We start from the raw sequence: 17,030 nt of genomic DNA, 5'->3' as shown, positions 1-17,030 counted from the left end.
CCATTCCCAATCCCCCATTCCCAATCCCCCATTCCCCATTCCCATAATCTAGAGTATTTTTTCTAATCCGTAAACGAGCGATCGCAATTCTATGATTTTTCGCACTGATAACAAAACTCCGGGCATATAACAAGCGCGATCGCTCGTATCGTGTCGTAATGTATAAACTTGACCAGGGCCGCCAAAAATTACTTCTTGGTGGGCAATTAAACCGGGTAAACGGATGCTGTGAATCCGAATTCCTTCGTCGGCTAAAGAGCCTCTGGCACCGGGCAATTTTTCGGTTTCTTCTACTTGGGCGGGATTGAACGTTTTCCCCATTTCTGCTAGCATTTGGGCGGTTTGGATGGCTGTGCCGCTGGGAGCGTCGGCTTTTTGATTGTGGTGGAGTTCGATAATTTCTACGTGTTCAAAATATTGAGATGCTGTGACGGCGGCTTGTTGCAGCAGCACCATGCCGATCGAGAAATTGGGTACAATCAAACAACCTATGCTGGCTTTGTCGGCAAATTCGGCTAGGTTTTGAATTTGGGCGGTACTCAATCCGGTAGTGCCTACTACGGGCCGTATACCGTAAGCAATAGCCGATCGCACGTTTTCGTAAACTGAGGAAGGGTGCGTAAAGTCCACCATCACGCCCAACTGCTTTTCCTGAGCGGCTAAGGCCAGCATTCCTTGCAAGTCGTCGGTGATGGGAACTTCTAACGGGCCGCACCCGGCTAATTCTCCCGCATCGGCGTTGAGGGACTCAGGAGAGCGGTCTACAGCGCCAAATAAGGTCATGTCGCTAGCACTGGCGATCGCCTTAATTACTTCGCGGCCCATCTTGCCGCCAGCACCGTTAACAATCACCGGAATCGGAAGTTGATTCGCCATAATCTCAAAAATATCCAGAAAGTTCGATCGACTAAATTTTAACGCTTGTGGAAACTTGGGGAAACGGAGGAATCCCAGACAGCACTTTTCGGCAGATACGATTCAAACCCAGTTTCCCATCCGAGAAATACTTTGCCAAATCGATTAATTAGCTTACATAAACTCGGTTTCGGCACAAGTTCTGAAAAAATTATACTCAATCTCATAATAAGCTCAATTCTGTAAGAACAAACTTGTGGTTAGCTTTCTTTGCACCCCTATATGTTTGCTGTGACTGCCAAATTTTCTCGAAATCTTTGTTCTGCACTGTCTGTCGCAACTGGCCTGAACCGGAGTTCTCAGGGCCGGCGGGTCAGGATTTTGCCTGCTTTGTTGGCAGGCGCAACTGTAACGCTGCTGAATACCGGAGCTCGGCGGTTGGGGTGGTATCAAAGCTTGGAATTGGGGACTTTTGACTCGTTGGTGCGCTTGCAGCCGGATGCGGGCCCAGATCCGCGGCTGCTGGTAGTGGGAATTTCTGAGGCGGATATTCAAACTCTGGGGAGGTTTCCGATTTCCGACGGGGCGATCGCCCAAACCTTGACAAAACTCCAAAAGTACCAGCCAAAAGTCATCGGTTTGGACTTGTACCGCGATTTGCCTCAAGCCCCCGGACACCAAGAATTGCTGGCCGCGCTGAAAGCACCGAATGTGGTGGCGATTACTAAATTGAACGATTCAGACAGTCGGGGAGTGCCCGCCCCTCCGGGGATGCCGCCCGATCGGGTCGGTTTTAACGACTTCGTGCTCGACCCAGACGGCGTGGTGCGCCGCAGTTTGCTCTCAGTCGCGAAACCCGACAATAGTGCTGCTTCCTCGTTTTCTTTGCAAGTGGCTTCGCTGTATCTCAAGGACAGGGTGCAGCCGACAGATAGCCCTGTCAATCCCCATCAAATCAACTGGGGAAAAGCAGAATTTCTGCCTTTAAAATCTGACAGCGGTGGCTATGCAAATCTCGATGCTAGAGGCTACCAAATTCTGCTCAAATACCGTTCTGCTCTCGGGGTGGCGCGACAAGTCAGTATCCAGCAGGTATTGAAGGGCGAAATTGATCCGAGTTGGGTAAAGGACAAGATTGTGCTGATCGGAACGACTGCACAGAGTACCAGAGATGTGTTTCTCACGCCCTACAGTCCGGTTAAAAAGCAAAATCCGAAAATGCCGGGGGTGCTGCTGCACGCTCAAATGCTCAGCCAAATATTGACTGCTGTTTTGCAGGGGCGATCGCTGTTTTGGGTGTGGCCAGAATGGGCAGAAATTCTGTGGAACGCTGCTTGGGCGGTGCTGGGCGGGCTTGTGGCTTGGCGGATTCACCACCCCTTGCGGGCGGGATTGGTTGTGGGTGCGGCTTTGGTGGGGCTGTTGGGGATTAGTTTTGTGATTTTTACTGAGGGTGGGTGGGTGCCGCTGGTGTCGCCGGCTGTGGGTTTGGTGGTGACTGGTGCGGGGTTGAGCGCTTACAGGAAGCTTTACGATGCTTTTCACGACTCTCTGACTGGTTTGCCGAATCGGGATTTGTTTGTAGAGTGTTTGGGGCGGGCGATCGCCAATACTAGGCACCACCGCAGCTATCTGTTTGCGGTGCTGTTTTTGGATTTAGACCGATTTAAGGTGATTAATGATTCTTTGGGTCATTTGGTGGGGGATGAGTTGCTGATGGCGGTGGTGGTGCGGTTGCAGGCAAGTCTCAGTCGGACGGATACTGTGGCGCGGGTGGGGGGCGACGATTTTGCAATTTTGGTGAGGAATGTTGATGCCCAGAGTGCGGTGGATTTGGCCGATCGCATTCACCAAGCTTTAATTGTGCCTTTTGAACTCAGAGGCCAGGAAGTGTTTGTCACCGCTAGCATCGGGATTGCGGTGGGCGGCGAACCCGCACTGGCGATCGGGCAACAGCCGGAACACTTGCTGCGGGACGCTCACACGGCTATGTACCGCGCTAAGGCTTTGGGAACGGGAAGGTATCAGGTGTTTAATGCTGCGATGCACGATTTGGCGTTGGAGAGGTTGCAGTTGGAGACGGATTTGCGGATGGCTGTAAAACGTCGGGAGTTTTTGCTTTACTACCAGCCGTTTGTGTCTTTGGCCAGCGGCAGGATTATTGGGTTTGAGGCTTTGGTGCGCTGGCAGCACCCGCAGCGGGGCTTGATTTCGCCGGTTAAGTTTATTCCGGTGGCTGAGGAAACGGGGGCGATTGTGCCGCTGGGCGAGTGGGTTTTGGAGGAGGCTTGCCGGCAGTTGCGGCTGTGGGAGGGAATGTTTGATTTCGATCGACCTTTGATTATGAGTGTAAATTTATCTGGGAAGCAGTTTGCTCAGCCGGATTTGATCGATCGCATTCAGGCTATTTTAGAAACAACGGGTTTGAGTGCCAAGAGTTTGAAGTTGGAGATTACTGAGAGTGTGGTGATGGATGATGTGGAGTCGGCGATCGCGGTTTTAAAGGAGATGAAAGCGCTTAATGTCAAGTTGGGAATTGATGATTTTGGTACTGGTTATTCGTCGTTGAGTTATTTGAGTCGGTTTCCTACGGATACTTTGAAGGTTGACAAGTCGTTTGTGGGGCTGATGGAGCTCGAAAGCGAGGGGGAAAATGTGGCGATCGTGCGGACGATTGTGGCGCTGGCTCACGCTTTGGGGATGGATGTGATTGCTGAGGGTGTGGAGACGGCGGCACAATTAGCTCGGTTGAGGGCGATCGGCTGCGAATACGGTCAAGGTTATTTTTTTGCTAAGCCTTTACCGAGCGAGGCTGCTACTGCTTTAATGGCTTCTGAGCCGCAGTGGTAGTTATTGGTTGTTGGTTATTGGTTATTGGTTGTTGGTTATTTGTTATTGGTTATTGGTTGTTGGTTATTGGTTGTTGGTTATTGGTTGTTGGTTATTTGTTGTTGGTTGTTGGTTAATACCGTCGCCCGCAAGCATTGTTCTTGCAGACGATCGCACTTTTGAGGCTAACCGTCATCGAGCTATCAGGTGCGATCGGCTAGTTTTGTGCGAAACGCGGCTTAATTATCATAAAACTTTACGCAATCATGTAGTGTTGGGATTCTACTCGTTACCAGTCCGAGCGAAAGCAACGCTTCAGGGGCGAGGAAGAGCCGACCTTTTCGCAGGCGAGGCTCTTCAAGAATGACATCGATTCCTAGCCTCTTAACCAGTTATTGAAAATGATGCGAGGATTGCTATATATGGGGTTGCTTATAAAAATTGACCCATCTTTTTTTACCACAAATCGGTCTAACCTTTGTTAGCAATGGCTCAAGACGGGGTTGTCACCCCCTGAATAATACGATGAGACAAAGAATATCTAGTAGGGCAAGAAAAACTCTTTCATTCTCCAAAAAACTATCCAATCATATTGGGGCTATTTCGTATTTTATTCATGAGTATAACGCCAGTTTATCTATCAATTAAAACCCTGGATTTTCATTGCTATGCAGGACTACCTAATTTGTCTGCATTTTTTGCAGAATCTGCTCTCGGCGCCTCGCAGCAACTTGCGGCCAAGTAAACTCCAAGGCTCGCTTGCGGGCGGCTGCTCCCATCTGAGCGCGCAAACCCTCAGAATTAGATAGTTTTCGCAGTCCCTCGACCCAGGCGTCTGCATCGTAGGGCGACAGAATTATCCCCTCAATACCATCACGCACAATGCCACCGCCTCCCATCGGTGAAGCCAGAATGGGCAAACCGTAACCCATCGCTTCATAGGTGACGAGTGGGCTACCTTCCTCAAGACTGGGAAAAGCAAAAAAGTCAGCTTGGCGATAGGCGGAACTGTAGTCCACAGCATAATCCATGTGAATTACGTCAGGACGTTGCAGCAAATCGCCACAAGTTTCAGCGATCGCCGGTTCGAGTTCGCCAAAAATTGTCAGCTTTCCCTTAATCCCAGCTCGTTCCCAAGCCCGCAACAGCAGATGAACTCCTTTGCGGACGCAGACATAGCCTAGGAACAGAATGTTAATTTCCTCTGACGGCGGTTTTTGGGATTGATAATTGGGGAAACGCTCAGGCGACCACCCTTCAGTAGTTAACAGCAGTTTATCTTCAGAAACTCCGGCTTCTTGAAATGATTTTGCTACTATTTGACTAGGGCAAAACAAAAAGTCAATTACCTTGAGTTTTTGATCTTCGATCTGAATTGTTTCTGGGGTAATTTCGTGTTGAGGTTCCAATCCCAAGCGAGAGTAAGCATCGTCAAGGATTCTCTTAGCTTGGCTTTGAAGGCCATTAACTCGCTCTGCAAAAATCGGCTTGTTCTGCTTGTTAACGCTATTTACAACATCTAATGAGATACCGGGCCACAAGTAAGCAGCATCAAAATCTTTGATATCTTTGAGAAAACGCTTCTCTGCCTTGATTTGGGGAAGACTGGGGCTGAGGTAATACAGTTTTTTCAGAAATGACGGAATTGCTTCAATTATATTTGAGTCGCGACAGGAGCGATCGCAGCTCGGGACAACCATGCGAGCCTTCAGCTCGGGGCCTTGCCATTCTTTGCACACTGAAAAAAATACGTGGCTGATGGCTCGATTATTGCAATGTATTGGGAATAAAGCACTCAGTTTTAACATAACATTAAGCTTCTATTTGCCTCGAAACTACTTAACACCGTCAGGGTCATTAAGTAAATCAACCTAATTCAACATAAGACACGATTTTCATATCTTATTCTCGATTTATTTAAATGCTGCAAAACTCTGCGTATTCTGTTGTTTTAAGTTGATTTACTTGCTAATTACCAATTCCCCAAAAAAATAATTATTGCGATGCAACCTGATTTGAGATCGGGAGTCAAGCATCAACAATAGGATGCTTAACTTTTAAGGGTGGACGCAATCATAATATTTCAGGACTTTAGCCTGCGGTTGCTAAAACAGGATTTTTAGCTTTGCCTGCCCCCAAACACTTTTTCACACCAGCAATTACATCTTCCACATCTGCATCTGTTAATTTTGCCGAAATCGGCAAGCTAACTGTATGACGCCCAATGTAGCTAGCATTCGGATAGTCTGCGGTGTCCCATCCAAACATTTTTTGATAGATAGGATGTTCCGGCATACTCATGTAATGTACGCCGACACCGATATTTTCAGCATTGATAGCGTTGAGAAACTCGTCGCGGCTGACTCCTGTTTTGGCTTCATCTACCAGAATTGTGTACAGGTGATAACCGTGAATCGTATCCGGTTCCGGGTTGGCTGGCAAAGTAATCGGCAAATCCGCAAATGCTTCGTTGTAGCGCTGCCAAATCTGCTCCCGCCGCTGCCAATAAGGGGTGACTCGTTTTAATTGATGAATGCCGATCGCAGCTTGGATATCCATCATATTGTATTTAAAGCCGACTTCCACCACTTGGTAGTGCTTGTAACCCGAATCGCTGAAGCGCTTCCAGGCATCTTTGTCCATACCGTGCAGTGCTAAAATGTTGAGCCTGTGGCTATCTTCTTGACTCTTTGCCAGAATCATTCCTCCTTCGCCCGTGGTGATGTTTTTGGTGACATAAAAGCTGAAACATCCGAAGTCTCCAAAGGTGCCTGCTTTGCGCCCCTTGTACTCTGTTTCGATCGCGTGAGCGCAATCTTCAATTAACTTCAAGTTGTGGCGGCGAGCAATATCGCAAAGCGCATCCATATCGCAGGGACGCCCCGCGAAGTGAACCGGCAAAATTGCCTTAGTTTTGGGAGTTATTTTAGCTTCGACTCGATCCGGGTCAATATTCATTGTCACCGGATCTACATCCGCCAGTACCGGTGTTGCTCCGGCGTGAATAATCGCATTAACTGTAGCGCAAAAAGTCATCGGAGTAGTAATGACTTCATCCCCCGGTTGCAAGCCAGCAGCGAGGACGCTCAAGTGCAGTCCCGCCGTACAGGAATTGACTGCAACCGCGTACTGGGAACCCTTGTAAGCATTGAATTCGTTTTGAAACCTCATGACTTTCGGGCCAGTACCCAACCAACCTGTTTTCATGGTTGCCACCAATTCTTGAATTTCAGCATCTTCGATCGCCGGAGCGCCGAAAACCAAGAAACGGTCTTTTGGACGAATAGAATTGTTGTTCATGTTGCTAGTTTTAGCCAGTATATAGAGTTGATGGACTTAAAGTGTACTACCCTGACAAGTACGATTTGAATTGGATTTGGATTTGATGTGCTGTTAATTAATGCAGTCTCTCACCGTTTTTTTTCAACTTTTTTGAGTCAAGAGTTTTGGCGAAGGCGTTGCACAATGGCATTTTTTCTAACACGAGCTTACTAAAGACGGGCTGTTTTTTCGCGATCGCCTGACTCTGACACAGTGTTTGTCTATCTTAAGATACAGAATCTGCAATGTCCAGCCGATGCTATTTCAGTTTATGGGGGAGGATCTGCGTGCAAACTTTTGTAATGTTCTTCAAAAGCTTGTTTTCGGTTGTACAAGCGAGCCAGGACGATCGCACTAACAGTACAAAAAAGCTTTTACCGAGCCGGAGATGCTCCCGTTTATGGGGAATACACAAGCACTTGCCCGCATTTTTAACTTTAAATAATTTATTCAAAAAAAATATTTTGTTCTATTTAAAGTTACGGTAAATCATAGAACATCTATCTTGAGATAGATATTCGATCGGGTTCTGCTAAATTGATATAATTTTTGTACGGGTTTCCCTCACCGACAATAATTGCCTAAAACCAACGATAAGGGTAAACCCGCGCCGATCGGATACGATCGGTAATTACCCAAACTTGATATTACAGCCAAGTTACAAGTTATAAAATTTAAGCTTTTCAATTTGAGATTTGGAACTGACTGATTTCCGTCAGGTTGAGAGCTTGTCTACCGCTGCATTCTTTTTTGAAACCAATGTGAAAATCAGGCAAAATTTGCCCAAATAAAATGTGACTCCGGTGTAATTTATGCAGGTGCAGAAACATTCTGCCCGAACTCGCACAAATCAACGCTCCTTGACACAATTCCCTACAATCTAGGCAATCTAATCTTGTTCAAAATATCTTGCAGCCGTTCGGAAACGCCACCCAATTGTTCCGACAAAGCGACAAGTTTACCGTAAGCTTCAACTAACCGATCGCCCTCAACATAAACTTCTGGGGCCGGATAATTCTTCACCGCTTCCAGCAGCGTAATCTCGTTATCATTAGTTGCAGACAGCACCAAGGCCGAGCTCAAAGCTTCTCGATTTGCCTTCCCAGAAGGATTGCGAATTACCTGACCCACTTCATCGAGAATAATTTCCCCAACCTTGCTGTTGAGCGTTCTATCCAAAAACCTTTGACTGACTTTCACCGGTCTCGTCAGACTGCGGCGAACTGCTTCCGGGTCTTTTTTTGCCTGGCCCAGCAGCATTTCCAACCCTGGGGACATTTTCCCAGTTTCTGCAAAAATTTCTAATTCGCTGACTGGTAAAGTCATTCGGATCGCACTGTATTTGAGCACTACCTTTTCGGCCGCCGCCGCAGCACTGCTGTAAAATACAATTCCCGCACCTGCAGCTAAAAATAGCGTCCACCGCACTTGGAAAAATGACTGGCTCATAGTAAAATCTCCCAACATTTTTTTCTAATTAGACTTTGACGGATGACGATCGGGATTTGGAGCGCGGGCTACCGAGTTACATTATTTTTGGGAACTGGTATATTGCGTATGTCGGACGGTTGTTTAAAAACTCGGTTCAGCGCGCTTGTACGGGATCGGTTGTGCTTGTGGCGCACCCTATTGATTGTATCTCCCAATCTCCCGCTCCTAGCAAAATAGCCAGCGCCAGCTTTCTTGTTAATGAAGGCTGGCGCTGGGCTTAAATTTATTTTATATATTTAGGGTCTTTATGAAAGCTGACCCCAATTGAAGGAAGTAAAAGCGGCTTATGATTAGGGTCTTTAAATTTGCTGACCCCAATTGAACCCACTCCTTAATAATGACAGGGATCGATCGCCAACCAGGCTTTCGTAATAATTTCTTTATAATTCTAACTTTTCTTTGCCTCAAATATATTTTTATATCGATTTGTCAACTTTTGTTACTTTGACTTCGGCGATCGGCTCTGGGCGCGCTGCTCCAGGCGAAACAGAAACACCATCAGAGCCACGACTCCGACTTGGAGGGCAAAATTTGGCAAAGCAGAGCCGATTTCCCGGCCCGAAGCAATTTTAGCGAGGAAAACCACGCCGCCGACAAAGCCAGAAGCGCCGCAAGCTAGATAAATAAACTGTCGCAGAGGCCGGTAGGGAGCGGCCATTTCTGCGGTTAAACGCTCGTATTGTTGGCGGCTGAGGTTGCGGGGGTTTTTGGGGGCGGTGCGATCGTCCGAATTTGGAAGTGGCATAAATTTAAGAAATAAGTAAATTAGGATTGGACAAAAAAAACCGGTTTCTACCAAAAACAATCTGGCCGAGGCAGTAATACCATTTTTCTTTCATATGTGCTACTACCCCCCCCACTCCCCCCCGAAATAAGGGGGGGTTGGGGGGGTAATATCTAACGCTACTTTATGAAATTGGTATAAATACAGCAGAAAAACCTGGTTTTTGGTGCTGTGTACGCAACTTCAGTAAATATTATACTACAACAAATATGTCACAACTGCCACCATAAATCACTGCTGAAGCAACAGCACAACTGTTTGCAAACAGCCGATAAAAACACCCAAAATCCCTCCTAAATTTACAATTCCCTGCAACTCGCTTTTGACAATTCCCTGAATTGCTAGCTCTAATTCTTCGGGAGAAGTGCCTTTTACTCGATCGACAATCACCTGGTCGATATTTAAAATCGGGATCGCCTGAGCTACAATATTTTCTAAATCCCGCTCTAGATAGCGATCTAAAACCAAAGCCAGTTCTTTGCTGACAATTTCCAGGGAAGCGCTCATTACCGCTGAAGTTTGCAATCGATTCAGAATCAACCGCGAAATATTTTCCCAGTCAATAGATTTGCTCAACCCGTCAAGTACCTCCGTACCCCGCTGTTGAACGTAGGTGCGAACGCTGTCGCGCATAGTTTTTCGCAACTGTCTTACAGTGGAAACCGGTAAGTTTTGCATTGACAAATTTTGCAGCCATTCCTGAAGTCGCCCGCGAATTCCCAAAGAAATTGTTAACTCTGCTAACCGCTTATTTGTTGCTTCTCTGTCGTCGAGACAAAAAGTCCGCAGCCGAGTTAAAGTGTTCCGCAAACCAAACAAATTGGCGACAACCCAATAAGTGCCGCTGGTTTTTTCTCGAAACCCTTCATCGATAATCGAAATATTGCGATCGGTCAAAAAGTCAATTAAAGCCTGCCGCAGCACTTCCGGCGGTATTACTACCTGCAACAGCCAATCAGCCAACTGAGCAGCCTGAGCTTCTGTTAGCTGAATTTCTAGCAAAACTTGGTCAAAAATTTGATTTAGCTGAGCTTCTAAAAAATCTTCCCGGCGCGCCAAAACTTTGAGAATTCGCGGCACAGATTCTCCCAGCAAATCTCGCAGAATGTTAGCGAGAATTTTAGATGTTTTTTGTTCTGCGTCTGCTTTTACCTGATCCAGCGCCAACTGCAGCAGCCAGAGAATTATCGACTGTATCCGCTCGGTTTGCAAAAGGCGGCGCGCCAAATTTTGCAATTCTTGCGGTGTCAGCAGCGAACCCATAATTGTGTCAGAAATTCGCTTGGCCAAGCGTTCTTGGTTGCGCGGAATCAAGCCGGGAGTGAAAGGCAATTGCCGCCCTTTGATATAAATAGCTCGATAGGGACGGAACAGCATTTTGATAGCTATATCGTTAGTGAAATAGCCAATAATTCCTCCCACTACAGGTGGGGCAAACAACAGCCAAATGTTAGACGGATTCATCAATAATTTGGAATTGGGAATTAGTCAGTAGTCAGTAGTCAGTAGTCAGTAGTCAGTAGTTATTAGTTAACAGTCAGTAGTCAGTAGTCATTAGTCAGTAGTCATTAGTCATTAGTCATTAGTCAGCAGTCAGCAGTTATTAGTTAACAGTCAACAGTCAACAGTCAGCAGTTAACAGTCAACAGTCAGCAGTTAACAGTCAACAGTCAGCAGTCAACAGTTAACAGTCAACTGACTAATACCAATACTCCCATCATAGCTCCAGCAATGGGATAGTGGGTGGCTGCGGCAAATCCGGCTTGGCGGGCGATCGCGACTTGCTGCTGACCGATCGGGAATTTTTCTAAACTAGGATTAATGTAGGCATATTCTTGAGTCATCCCAAATTGCTGAGCAATTGGCACCACGAGACTGTCAAGATAAAACTGCTGAAAGCTCCGCATGAGGGAATTGCTGGGGCGGTGGAGGTCGAGAATCGCCGCTTTTGCGCCCGGTTTGAGCACGCGGTGCAATTCTTGAAGGCTGCGGGGGATGTCCGTCACGTTACGCAAGCCGTAACCCATTGTGGCGCAGTCGAAGTAATTGTCGGGAAAAGGCAAGTCTAGGGCGTCAGCTTCTACCCAAGAAATGGGACTAGAAGGGGTGAGAAAAGGTCGATCGCGCCTGGCCGCCACAGCCAATTGTTCGGCAGAAAAATCTACTCCAAATACGCTGCCTGTCGGCCCTGCTTGTTTGGCTAGCAGCAAAGCTAAATCCCCGCTACCGCAGCACAAGTCCAAACAAGTATTTCCCGGACTCGCGCTGCTCCATTTCACCGCCATTTGCTTCCAAATCCGGTGTTGTCCAAAGCTCAACCAGTCGTTCATTTGGTTGTAAACTGGTGCAATTCGGTTAAAGATATTTTTAATTTGTTCGGCGTTATTAGTCATTTGTTATTTGTTATTTGTTATTTGTTATTTGTTATTTGTTATTTGTTATTTGTTATTTGTTATTTGTTATTGGGAATGGGGAATGGGGAATGGGGAATGGGGAATTGGGAATTGGGAATTGGGAATTGGGAATTGGGAATTGGTGATTAGTAAGTGGTAATTGGTAGCAACTAACCAATAACCAATGACTAATGACTAATGACTAATGACTAATGACTAATGACTAATGACTACTGACTAATGACTAATGACTAATGACTAATGACTAATGACTAATGACTACTGACTACTGACTACTGACTACTGACCTTGAAAACTCGTCAGTACCAAAGCAACTTCTTGAGCGGCGAGGTAAACTGTTGTGAGTTCGTCGGGGCGCAGGGAACAAGGTTGTTTCCACTGGAGGGACATCAGGGCGAGCGATCGACCTTTGTGAATCACCGGCACGATCAAGTGAGCTTGAACGCCAGATTTTTGATAGTGCGGCAGACTAGCTAGGGCTGCGTCGCTGGCAATATTTACAGCACCCTGAATAGTTTGAGAGGAAATTGCCTCTCCCACCAGAGGGTCATCCGCCAGCCAATTTTCCACAGTTTGTCCGCTGGTGTGAGTGCCTTGGACTGGCATTAAAACATTGTCTTCCAACATTTGCAAAATGCAAACATCCGCTAAAAAATTATCGCTAACAGCAGTAGCCATTGGTTCTAAACTAAGTTCCAAACTCGGATAATCCACAGCCGCCTGCATGATCGTTGCTAACAGTTGTATTTGATTTTGGGCGCGGTGCAATTCCTCAGTCCGCTGCTTGAGAACTTCATAAGTCTCGGCAGCTTTTTGCACCACCATTTTCAATTCGTTCGGGTCCCAAGGCTTGGTGATATACTTGTAAACCTGTCCAGAGTTAATTGCATCCACTAGGTCTTCAATGTCAGTAAAACCCGTCAAAATAATTCTGACGGTATTCGGAAACTGTGGCACGGTCTTGCTGAGAAACTCTGTTCCCTTCATTTCAGGCATCCGCTGGTCGGAAATGATGACGGCGACCTCGCCCTCAATACCGAGGACTTCCAAGGCGCGAATCCCGCTATCAGCTTTGAGCACGTTAAAATCTCGTCGGAAAGTGCGGTAGAGTAAATCCAGATTGTCTGGTTCGTCGTCTACTACCAACATTTTGGGTTTTTTCGGTCGGTGTAGGGTCATGAGCTGGCGTTTAATTTGATCGAGCTCTGGAATGGCATTATCCATAACAATACGATAAACTCCCCTTGGTAAATTTAGGCGAGCAACTATTCTGTAACAATAGTCTCATACTTCCCTTACTATCAATCGATCGCTCTGCCGCGACACGATGCTTGCTGATATCGAATCACACTTGACATCCGCCCCGGCGTGAACGCACGGGGATTCTAGAAATCACTTTCTAGACCTTTCTGCTTCATCGCAACCGCCATCAGACTTATGCCTATCCGGTCTTACGTTCGCTCCACAGACTTTCACCGCAAGCCCTGCGGCAAGTATATTTTGGGCGGCGTTGATATCTCGGTCGTGGTGAGCGCTGCATTTAGGGCAATTCCATTCTCTCAGATTCAACGGCAGCCTTTCAACGATGTGACCGCAATGCCCACACCGCTTAGAACTGGGAAACCAACGATCGATCTTAATCAAAGTGCGATCGTACCATTTACACTTGTATTCAAGTTGCCTTACCAACTCACCCCAACTTGCATCACTGATGGAGAGGGCGAGTTTGTGATTTTTCACCAGATTCTTCACAGCCAAGTCTTCTACGGCGATGGTTTGGTTTTCTCTCACCAACCGAGTTGTCAACTTGTGAAGAAAATCTTGTCTAGCATCGCTAATTTCCGCATAAACTCTAGCGACTTTCAAACGCGCTTTTTGGCGATTTTTAGAGTCTTTTTGCTTGCGACTCAATGCTTTTTTAGCTTTTGAGAGTTTGTGGCGTTTCGCCTTGAAACATGAGGGATTGGTAATTTTTTCACCCGTACTCAGGGCCATCAAACTCGTAATACCCAAATCAATCCCGACTTCATTAGGAGACTGGGGCAATGGTTCAATCTCGATATCCACCAACAGCGAAACACTCCAGCGTCCAGCAGGCGATAGTCTCACCGTGACGCTAGAAGGTTCTGCGCCTTGAGGGATAGCCCGACTCCACCGAATCGCCAAGGCTTCAAGGGTTTTCGCCAAGAACAGTTGACCGTCTCGCCATTTGAAGGCAGACTTGGTAAATTCTGCACTGCCGCCATTGCGCTTTTTCTTAAAGTTGGGGTATTTCGCCCGTCCTGCAAAGAAGTTAGAAAATGCAGATTGCAGGTGTCTCAAGCCCTGTTGCAAGGGGACGCTACTAACGTCATTAAGGAAATCAAGATCCTCTTGTTTTTTCCATGCAGTCAACAAACTAGAGGTTTCGGTGTAGCCAACTCGCTCTTGCCGTTCGTACCATGCCTCAGTTCTGGCCCAGAGAGCGCGGTTGTAGACCAATCGAGTACAGCCCAAGGTTCTCCGAAGCAAGGTTTCTTGCTCCGGAGTCGGATAGAAGCGGTACTTGAAAGCTTTTTGTGTCATGCTTACATTGTAGCACTTACTTTGTGAGCAAACCTGAAGATATTGTAAAGCTGTCCTCAAAGGACGGGGTTTTTACCCAAATTTCTGATAAATTAGCACTGGTTTTTGATTAAATTATGACTGATACACCTCAAGATTCCTTGCCTTCTGCACCTGCACCCTCCACTAATGCTGTGGATGTCGAAAAGTTAATTCGATCGCTCCGCCGCAAGGAAGGCACTTGGGTAGAGTGGGGACAAGCCTGCACCGCCTTGCAGCAAGCAGGCTGGAGCTCTCAGAAGGTTTTTGAAGCAACTGGTTTTGAGCCAATTCAGCAAAATCAAGTCAGCGTCGCAGCCCAAGTTTACACCAGCATGGTCAACGCTGGCGGTTCGGAAGAAGTTCGATCGCACTTTCTACGCAAAGGAAGTGATATTTTATACGAATTTCGGATTTTGTCTCAGACAGAGCGAGCCGGAGCGGCAGCTTTGATCCTAGCCCACAATTTGGATGTTGACGATGCTCGCCAAGTTGCTAAAGCGATGAAAGAATTTTCGCACTTCGGGAGTCTCCCGCAAGGGTTCACAGACACTCCAGGGGATGCTGTAGCCTATCAGTGCTGGCAGTTGGCGAGACAGAAAAGCGATTTGCAAGAGCGATCGCGCCTAATTGCTCGCGGCTTAAAATTAGCTAGCAGCCAAACAGCTAGGGCGCAAATCGAGCAGTTGCTCGTCGATTTTACCGTAGTTCCGAGACGGGAAGCGCCCCGCTTGCCCACCTACAGGGTAGATTCTGAGGAACAACTGCCCCGGATTGTCCCGGTGGTGGGCAAATTTCCGCTCTCTGCGTCAGATTTGCTGGCAGTGCCTTTGCCGGAGGAAATCGAGCCCTTCCGAATGGTAAAATTTGCCGGAGCCGGAGCTTGGGTGGCGATTCCCGGATGGCAGGTAATTTTGAACGCCGAAGATCCGGTGGCGGTTTTGGAAATGAGCGATCGACTGCCAGTACCGCTGCAAGGTAAAGTTGAAGAAGTTTTGATTATTGCCGATCGGGCCCAAAGACAGTGGGATGCTGAGAGTTATTTCCTCGCAGATAACGGGGGAAATTTAGAATTGCAATGGTTTGAAACAGCCCCGGAATTTTCGATTTTGGGACGAGTCGTGCTGGTGATGCGACCGAAGAAGATTCTGGATGAAGATTATACCAAAGATGGATGGCAAATAGACGATTAGTCAGTTGTCAGTTGTCAGTTGTCAGTTGTTAGTTGTCAGTTGTCAGTTGTTAGTTGTCAGTTGTCAGTTGTCAGTTGTTAGTTGTCAGTTGTCAGTTGTTAGTAGGGGCGGTGCCCCCGTGCCCGCCCTCAGTTGGTAGTTGGTAGGGGCGGTGCCCCCTGGCCCGCCCTCTTAGTTGTTAGTTGTCCGTTGTCATTAGTGGCCGTAGGGTGTGTCGCTTGCAGACGATATTTGGAGCCAATCGACAATCTCCGCGCGACGCAGCTTCTACCATTGGTGATTTTAAATTAGGAAGGATATCAAGTCCGATCTATCGCAATATTTCGGCGTTTGGTGCGTCGCTACCCGATTGTCGATTTGTTCCAAATCTGGTCTGCACACGACACACCCTACAAACTTCTTCCTTCTTCCTGATAACATTGTACAGAAAGCTCGGAGGCGACAGCACTAATGACTAATAACTAATGACTAATGACTAATGACCAATGACTAATGACTACTGACGACTGACTACTGAGGCGGTTTTGGTTCTTGAATTTTTGGAACAGAATGCTGTTTCTTAAATCGATTAAAGCCGTAAACCGCAGCCGCAATTAACAGCAAATAAGGACTGTAAGCCAAGAGCCAAATACCCAAAGCAAACAAACCTAAAGTTAATTCACCCACAGAATGAGTCGCTTTCCCCCAAGTTTCCTGCACCTGCAAACCGAGAGAAGGTTCGGGATCTTGCTGAGCCGAGACTGCGGCTTCTAAAGTTAAACTAATTGTCGAATAAGCTACTTGATTTCGCAAACTTTTTAACTGAGCATCAATACGTTCGATCGACTCCCGAATATTGCTCAACTCTTGAGCAGCTTTCAACACATCCCCCACAGAGCCCGATCGCTCCATAATTTTTAACACAACTTCTTCCGATTTGCGAAGATTCCGCAGCCTAGCCTCATTATCAACTAATTGATCCGTAACATCCTCAGCCGCAAGCCCTCGATTCTGTACGCTTCCGAGTTTTGACAAAGCATCTAAAGTAGTTTCTAACTTTGCTTGAGGTACCCGAATCTCCAACATTGCGGTTTGGCGGATACTAGAATCCGGCGGCTTTTGGTTTTGGAAACTCAAGATATCGCCTTGCTGTTTTTTCACAATATCGGTAACAGATTTAGTGCTGGTGTCAATTGATTTGACAACTACACTGAGTTGAGCTTTTTTAATCAGTTGGGGAGTAGTTGCTGGAGTTTCTGGGGGTGCTGTTTTTGAGACACCAGCAGTTTTTGACTGTGCGGGGGCTGGTGCCGATTGGGGTGCAGATGCGACAACTTGGTTTTCGCGACTGGATGAATCTGCGCTACCTCCAGCGCTGGAGGGCGAGTTTGCGGCACAACTCGGTAAAGCAATAGCTGAAGATAAAGTTAAAAATGCCGCCACAGCAAAACGAATTGTGCTGTTGTTGGGTTGGTTTGGGTGGGGCTGGTGCGGCGGGGAATAGGTTTTGAGGTGAGTTTTCATTGGGGGTTATTCGTGTAAAAACATTTGGGTATTGAATTTTATGCTGGTTTTAATTTA

Annotated in this window: 12 protein-coding genes and 1 pseudogene; 3 read left to right on the top strand and 10 right to left on the bottom strand. The window is 47.0% G+C overall.

Features of this window, described 5'->3' with window-relative positions; genetic code table 11:
• Positions 1–48: 48 nt before the first annotated feature.
• Entirely contained in the window at positions 49–876 is an 828-nt protein-coding gene (gene dapB / locus WBA89_RS17195) for a 4-hydroxy-tetrahydrodipicolinate reductase (RefSeq protein WP_333192211.1), read from the bottom strand.
• A gap of 360 nt (positions 877–1,236) precedes the next feature.
• On the opposite strand from dapB, the gene WBA89_RS17190 reads away from it, so the two are divergent.
• Positions 1,237–3,705: an EAL domain-containing protein gene (locus WBA89_RS17190; RefSeq protein WP_424408391.1), complete on the top strand. Its 2,469-nt coding sequence runs from the start codon at positions 1,237–1,239 to the stop codon at positions 3,703–3,705.
• A gap of 492 nt (positions 3,706–4,197) precedes the next feature.
• A pseudogene (locus tag WBA89_RS17185) lies at positions 4,198–4,332 on the top strand (IS1 family transposase); the annotation flags it as partial.
• 32 nt (positions 4,333–4,364) lie between these two features.
• Here the strand turns inward: WBA89_RS17185 and WBA89_RS17180 are convergent.
• The 8 genes from WBA89_RS17180 to WBA89_RS17145 form a co-directional block, all read right to left on the bottom strand.
• Complete coding sequence (locus tag WBA89_RS17180; RefSeq protein WP_424408390.1) at positions 4,365–5,384, bottom strand: glycosyltransferase family 4 protein; 1,020 nt, start codon at positions 5,382–5,384, stop codon at positions 4,365–4,367.
• 391 nt (positions 5,385–5,775) lie between these two features.
• On the bottom strand, positions 5,776–6,984 hold the full coding sequence (locus tag WBA89_RS17175; protein WP_424408389.1) for a DegT/DnrJ/EryC1/StrS family aminotransferase: 1,209 nt from the start codon (positions 6,982–6,984) through the stop codon (positions 5,776–5,778).
• 894 nt (positions 6,985–7,878) lie between these two features.
• Positions 7,879–8,454, bottom strand: a complete 576-nt coding sequence (locus WBA89_RS17170; RefSeq protein WP_424408388.1) for an alpha/beta hydrolase — start codon at positions 8,452–8,454, stop codon at positions 7,879–7,881.
• 481 nt (positions 8,455–8,935) lie between these two features.
• Positions 8,936–9,241 carry a DUF3493 domain-containing protein gene (locus WBA89_RS17165; RefSeq protein ID WP_424408387.1) on the bottom strand — a complete coding sequence of 102 codons (306 nt, stop codon included), beginning with the start codon at positions 9,239–9,241 and terminating at the stop codon, positions 8,936–8,938.
• Positions 9,242–9,511: 270 nt separating this feature from the next.
• Positions 9,512–10,744 (bottom strand): DUF445 domain-containing protein, encoded by a 1,233-nt coding sequence (locus tag WBA89_RS17160; protein WP_424408386.1) that lies wholly within the window; start codon positions 10,742–10,744, stop codon positions 9,512–9,514.
• A gap of 227 nt (positions 10,745–10,971) precedes the next feature.
• Complete coding sequence (ubiE, locus tag WBA89_RS17155; RefSeq protein ID WP_424408385.1) at positions 10,972–11,673, bottom strand: bifunctional demethylmenaquinone methyltransferase/2-methoxy-6-polyprenyl-1,4-benzoquinol methylase UbiE; 702 nt, start codon at positions 11,671–11,673, stop codon at positions 10,972–10,974.
• 300 nt (positions 11,674–11,973) lie between these two features.
• Complete coding sequence (locus WBA89_RS17150; protein ID WP_424408384.1) at positions 11,974–12,918, bottom strand: response regulator; 945 nt, start codon at positions 12,916–12,918, stop codon at positions 11,974–11,976.
• 168 nt (positions 12,919–13,086) lie between these two features.
• Entirely contained in the window at positions 13,087–14,259 is a 1,173-nt protein-coding gene (locus WBA89_RS17145; protein WP_424408383.1) for an RNA-guided endonuclease InsQ/TnpB family protein, read from the bottom strand.
• 116 nt (positions 14,260–14,375) lie between these two features.
• Between WBA89_RS17145 and WBA89_RS17140 the strand changes: the two genes are divergently transcribed.
• Positions 14,376–15,470, top strand: a complete 1,095-nt coding sequence (locus WBA89_RS17140) for a RuBisCO accumulation factor 1 (protein WP_424408382.1) — start codon at positions 14,376–14,378, stop codon at positions 15,468–15,470.
• A 510-nt stretch (positions 15,471–15,980) separates the two neighbouring features.
• On the opposite strand, the gene WBA89_RS17135 is transcribed toward WBA89_RS17140, so the two are convergent.
• Positions 15,981–16,973, bottom strand: coding sequence for a DUF4349 domain-containing protein (locus tag WBA89_RS17135; protein WP_424408381.1), 993 nt, complete (start codon positions 16,971–16,973; stop codon positions 15,981–15,983).
• Positions 16,974–17,030: the final 57 nt, after the last annotated feature.

It is taken from the genome of Microcoleus sp. (assembly GCF_049646505.1).
Classification (GTDB): Bacteria; Cyanobacteriota; Cyanobacteriia; order Cyanobacteriales; family Microcoleaceae; genus Microcoleus.
Note: the sequence above shows the minus strand (reverse complement) of the source record. Positions and strands in the feature narration are given on the sequence as shown.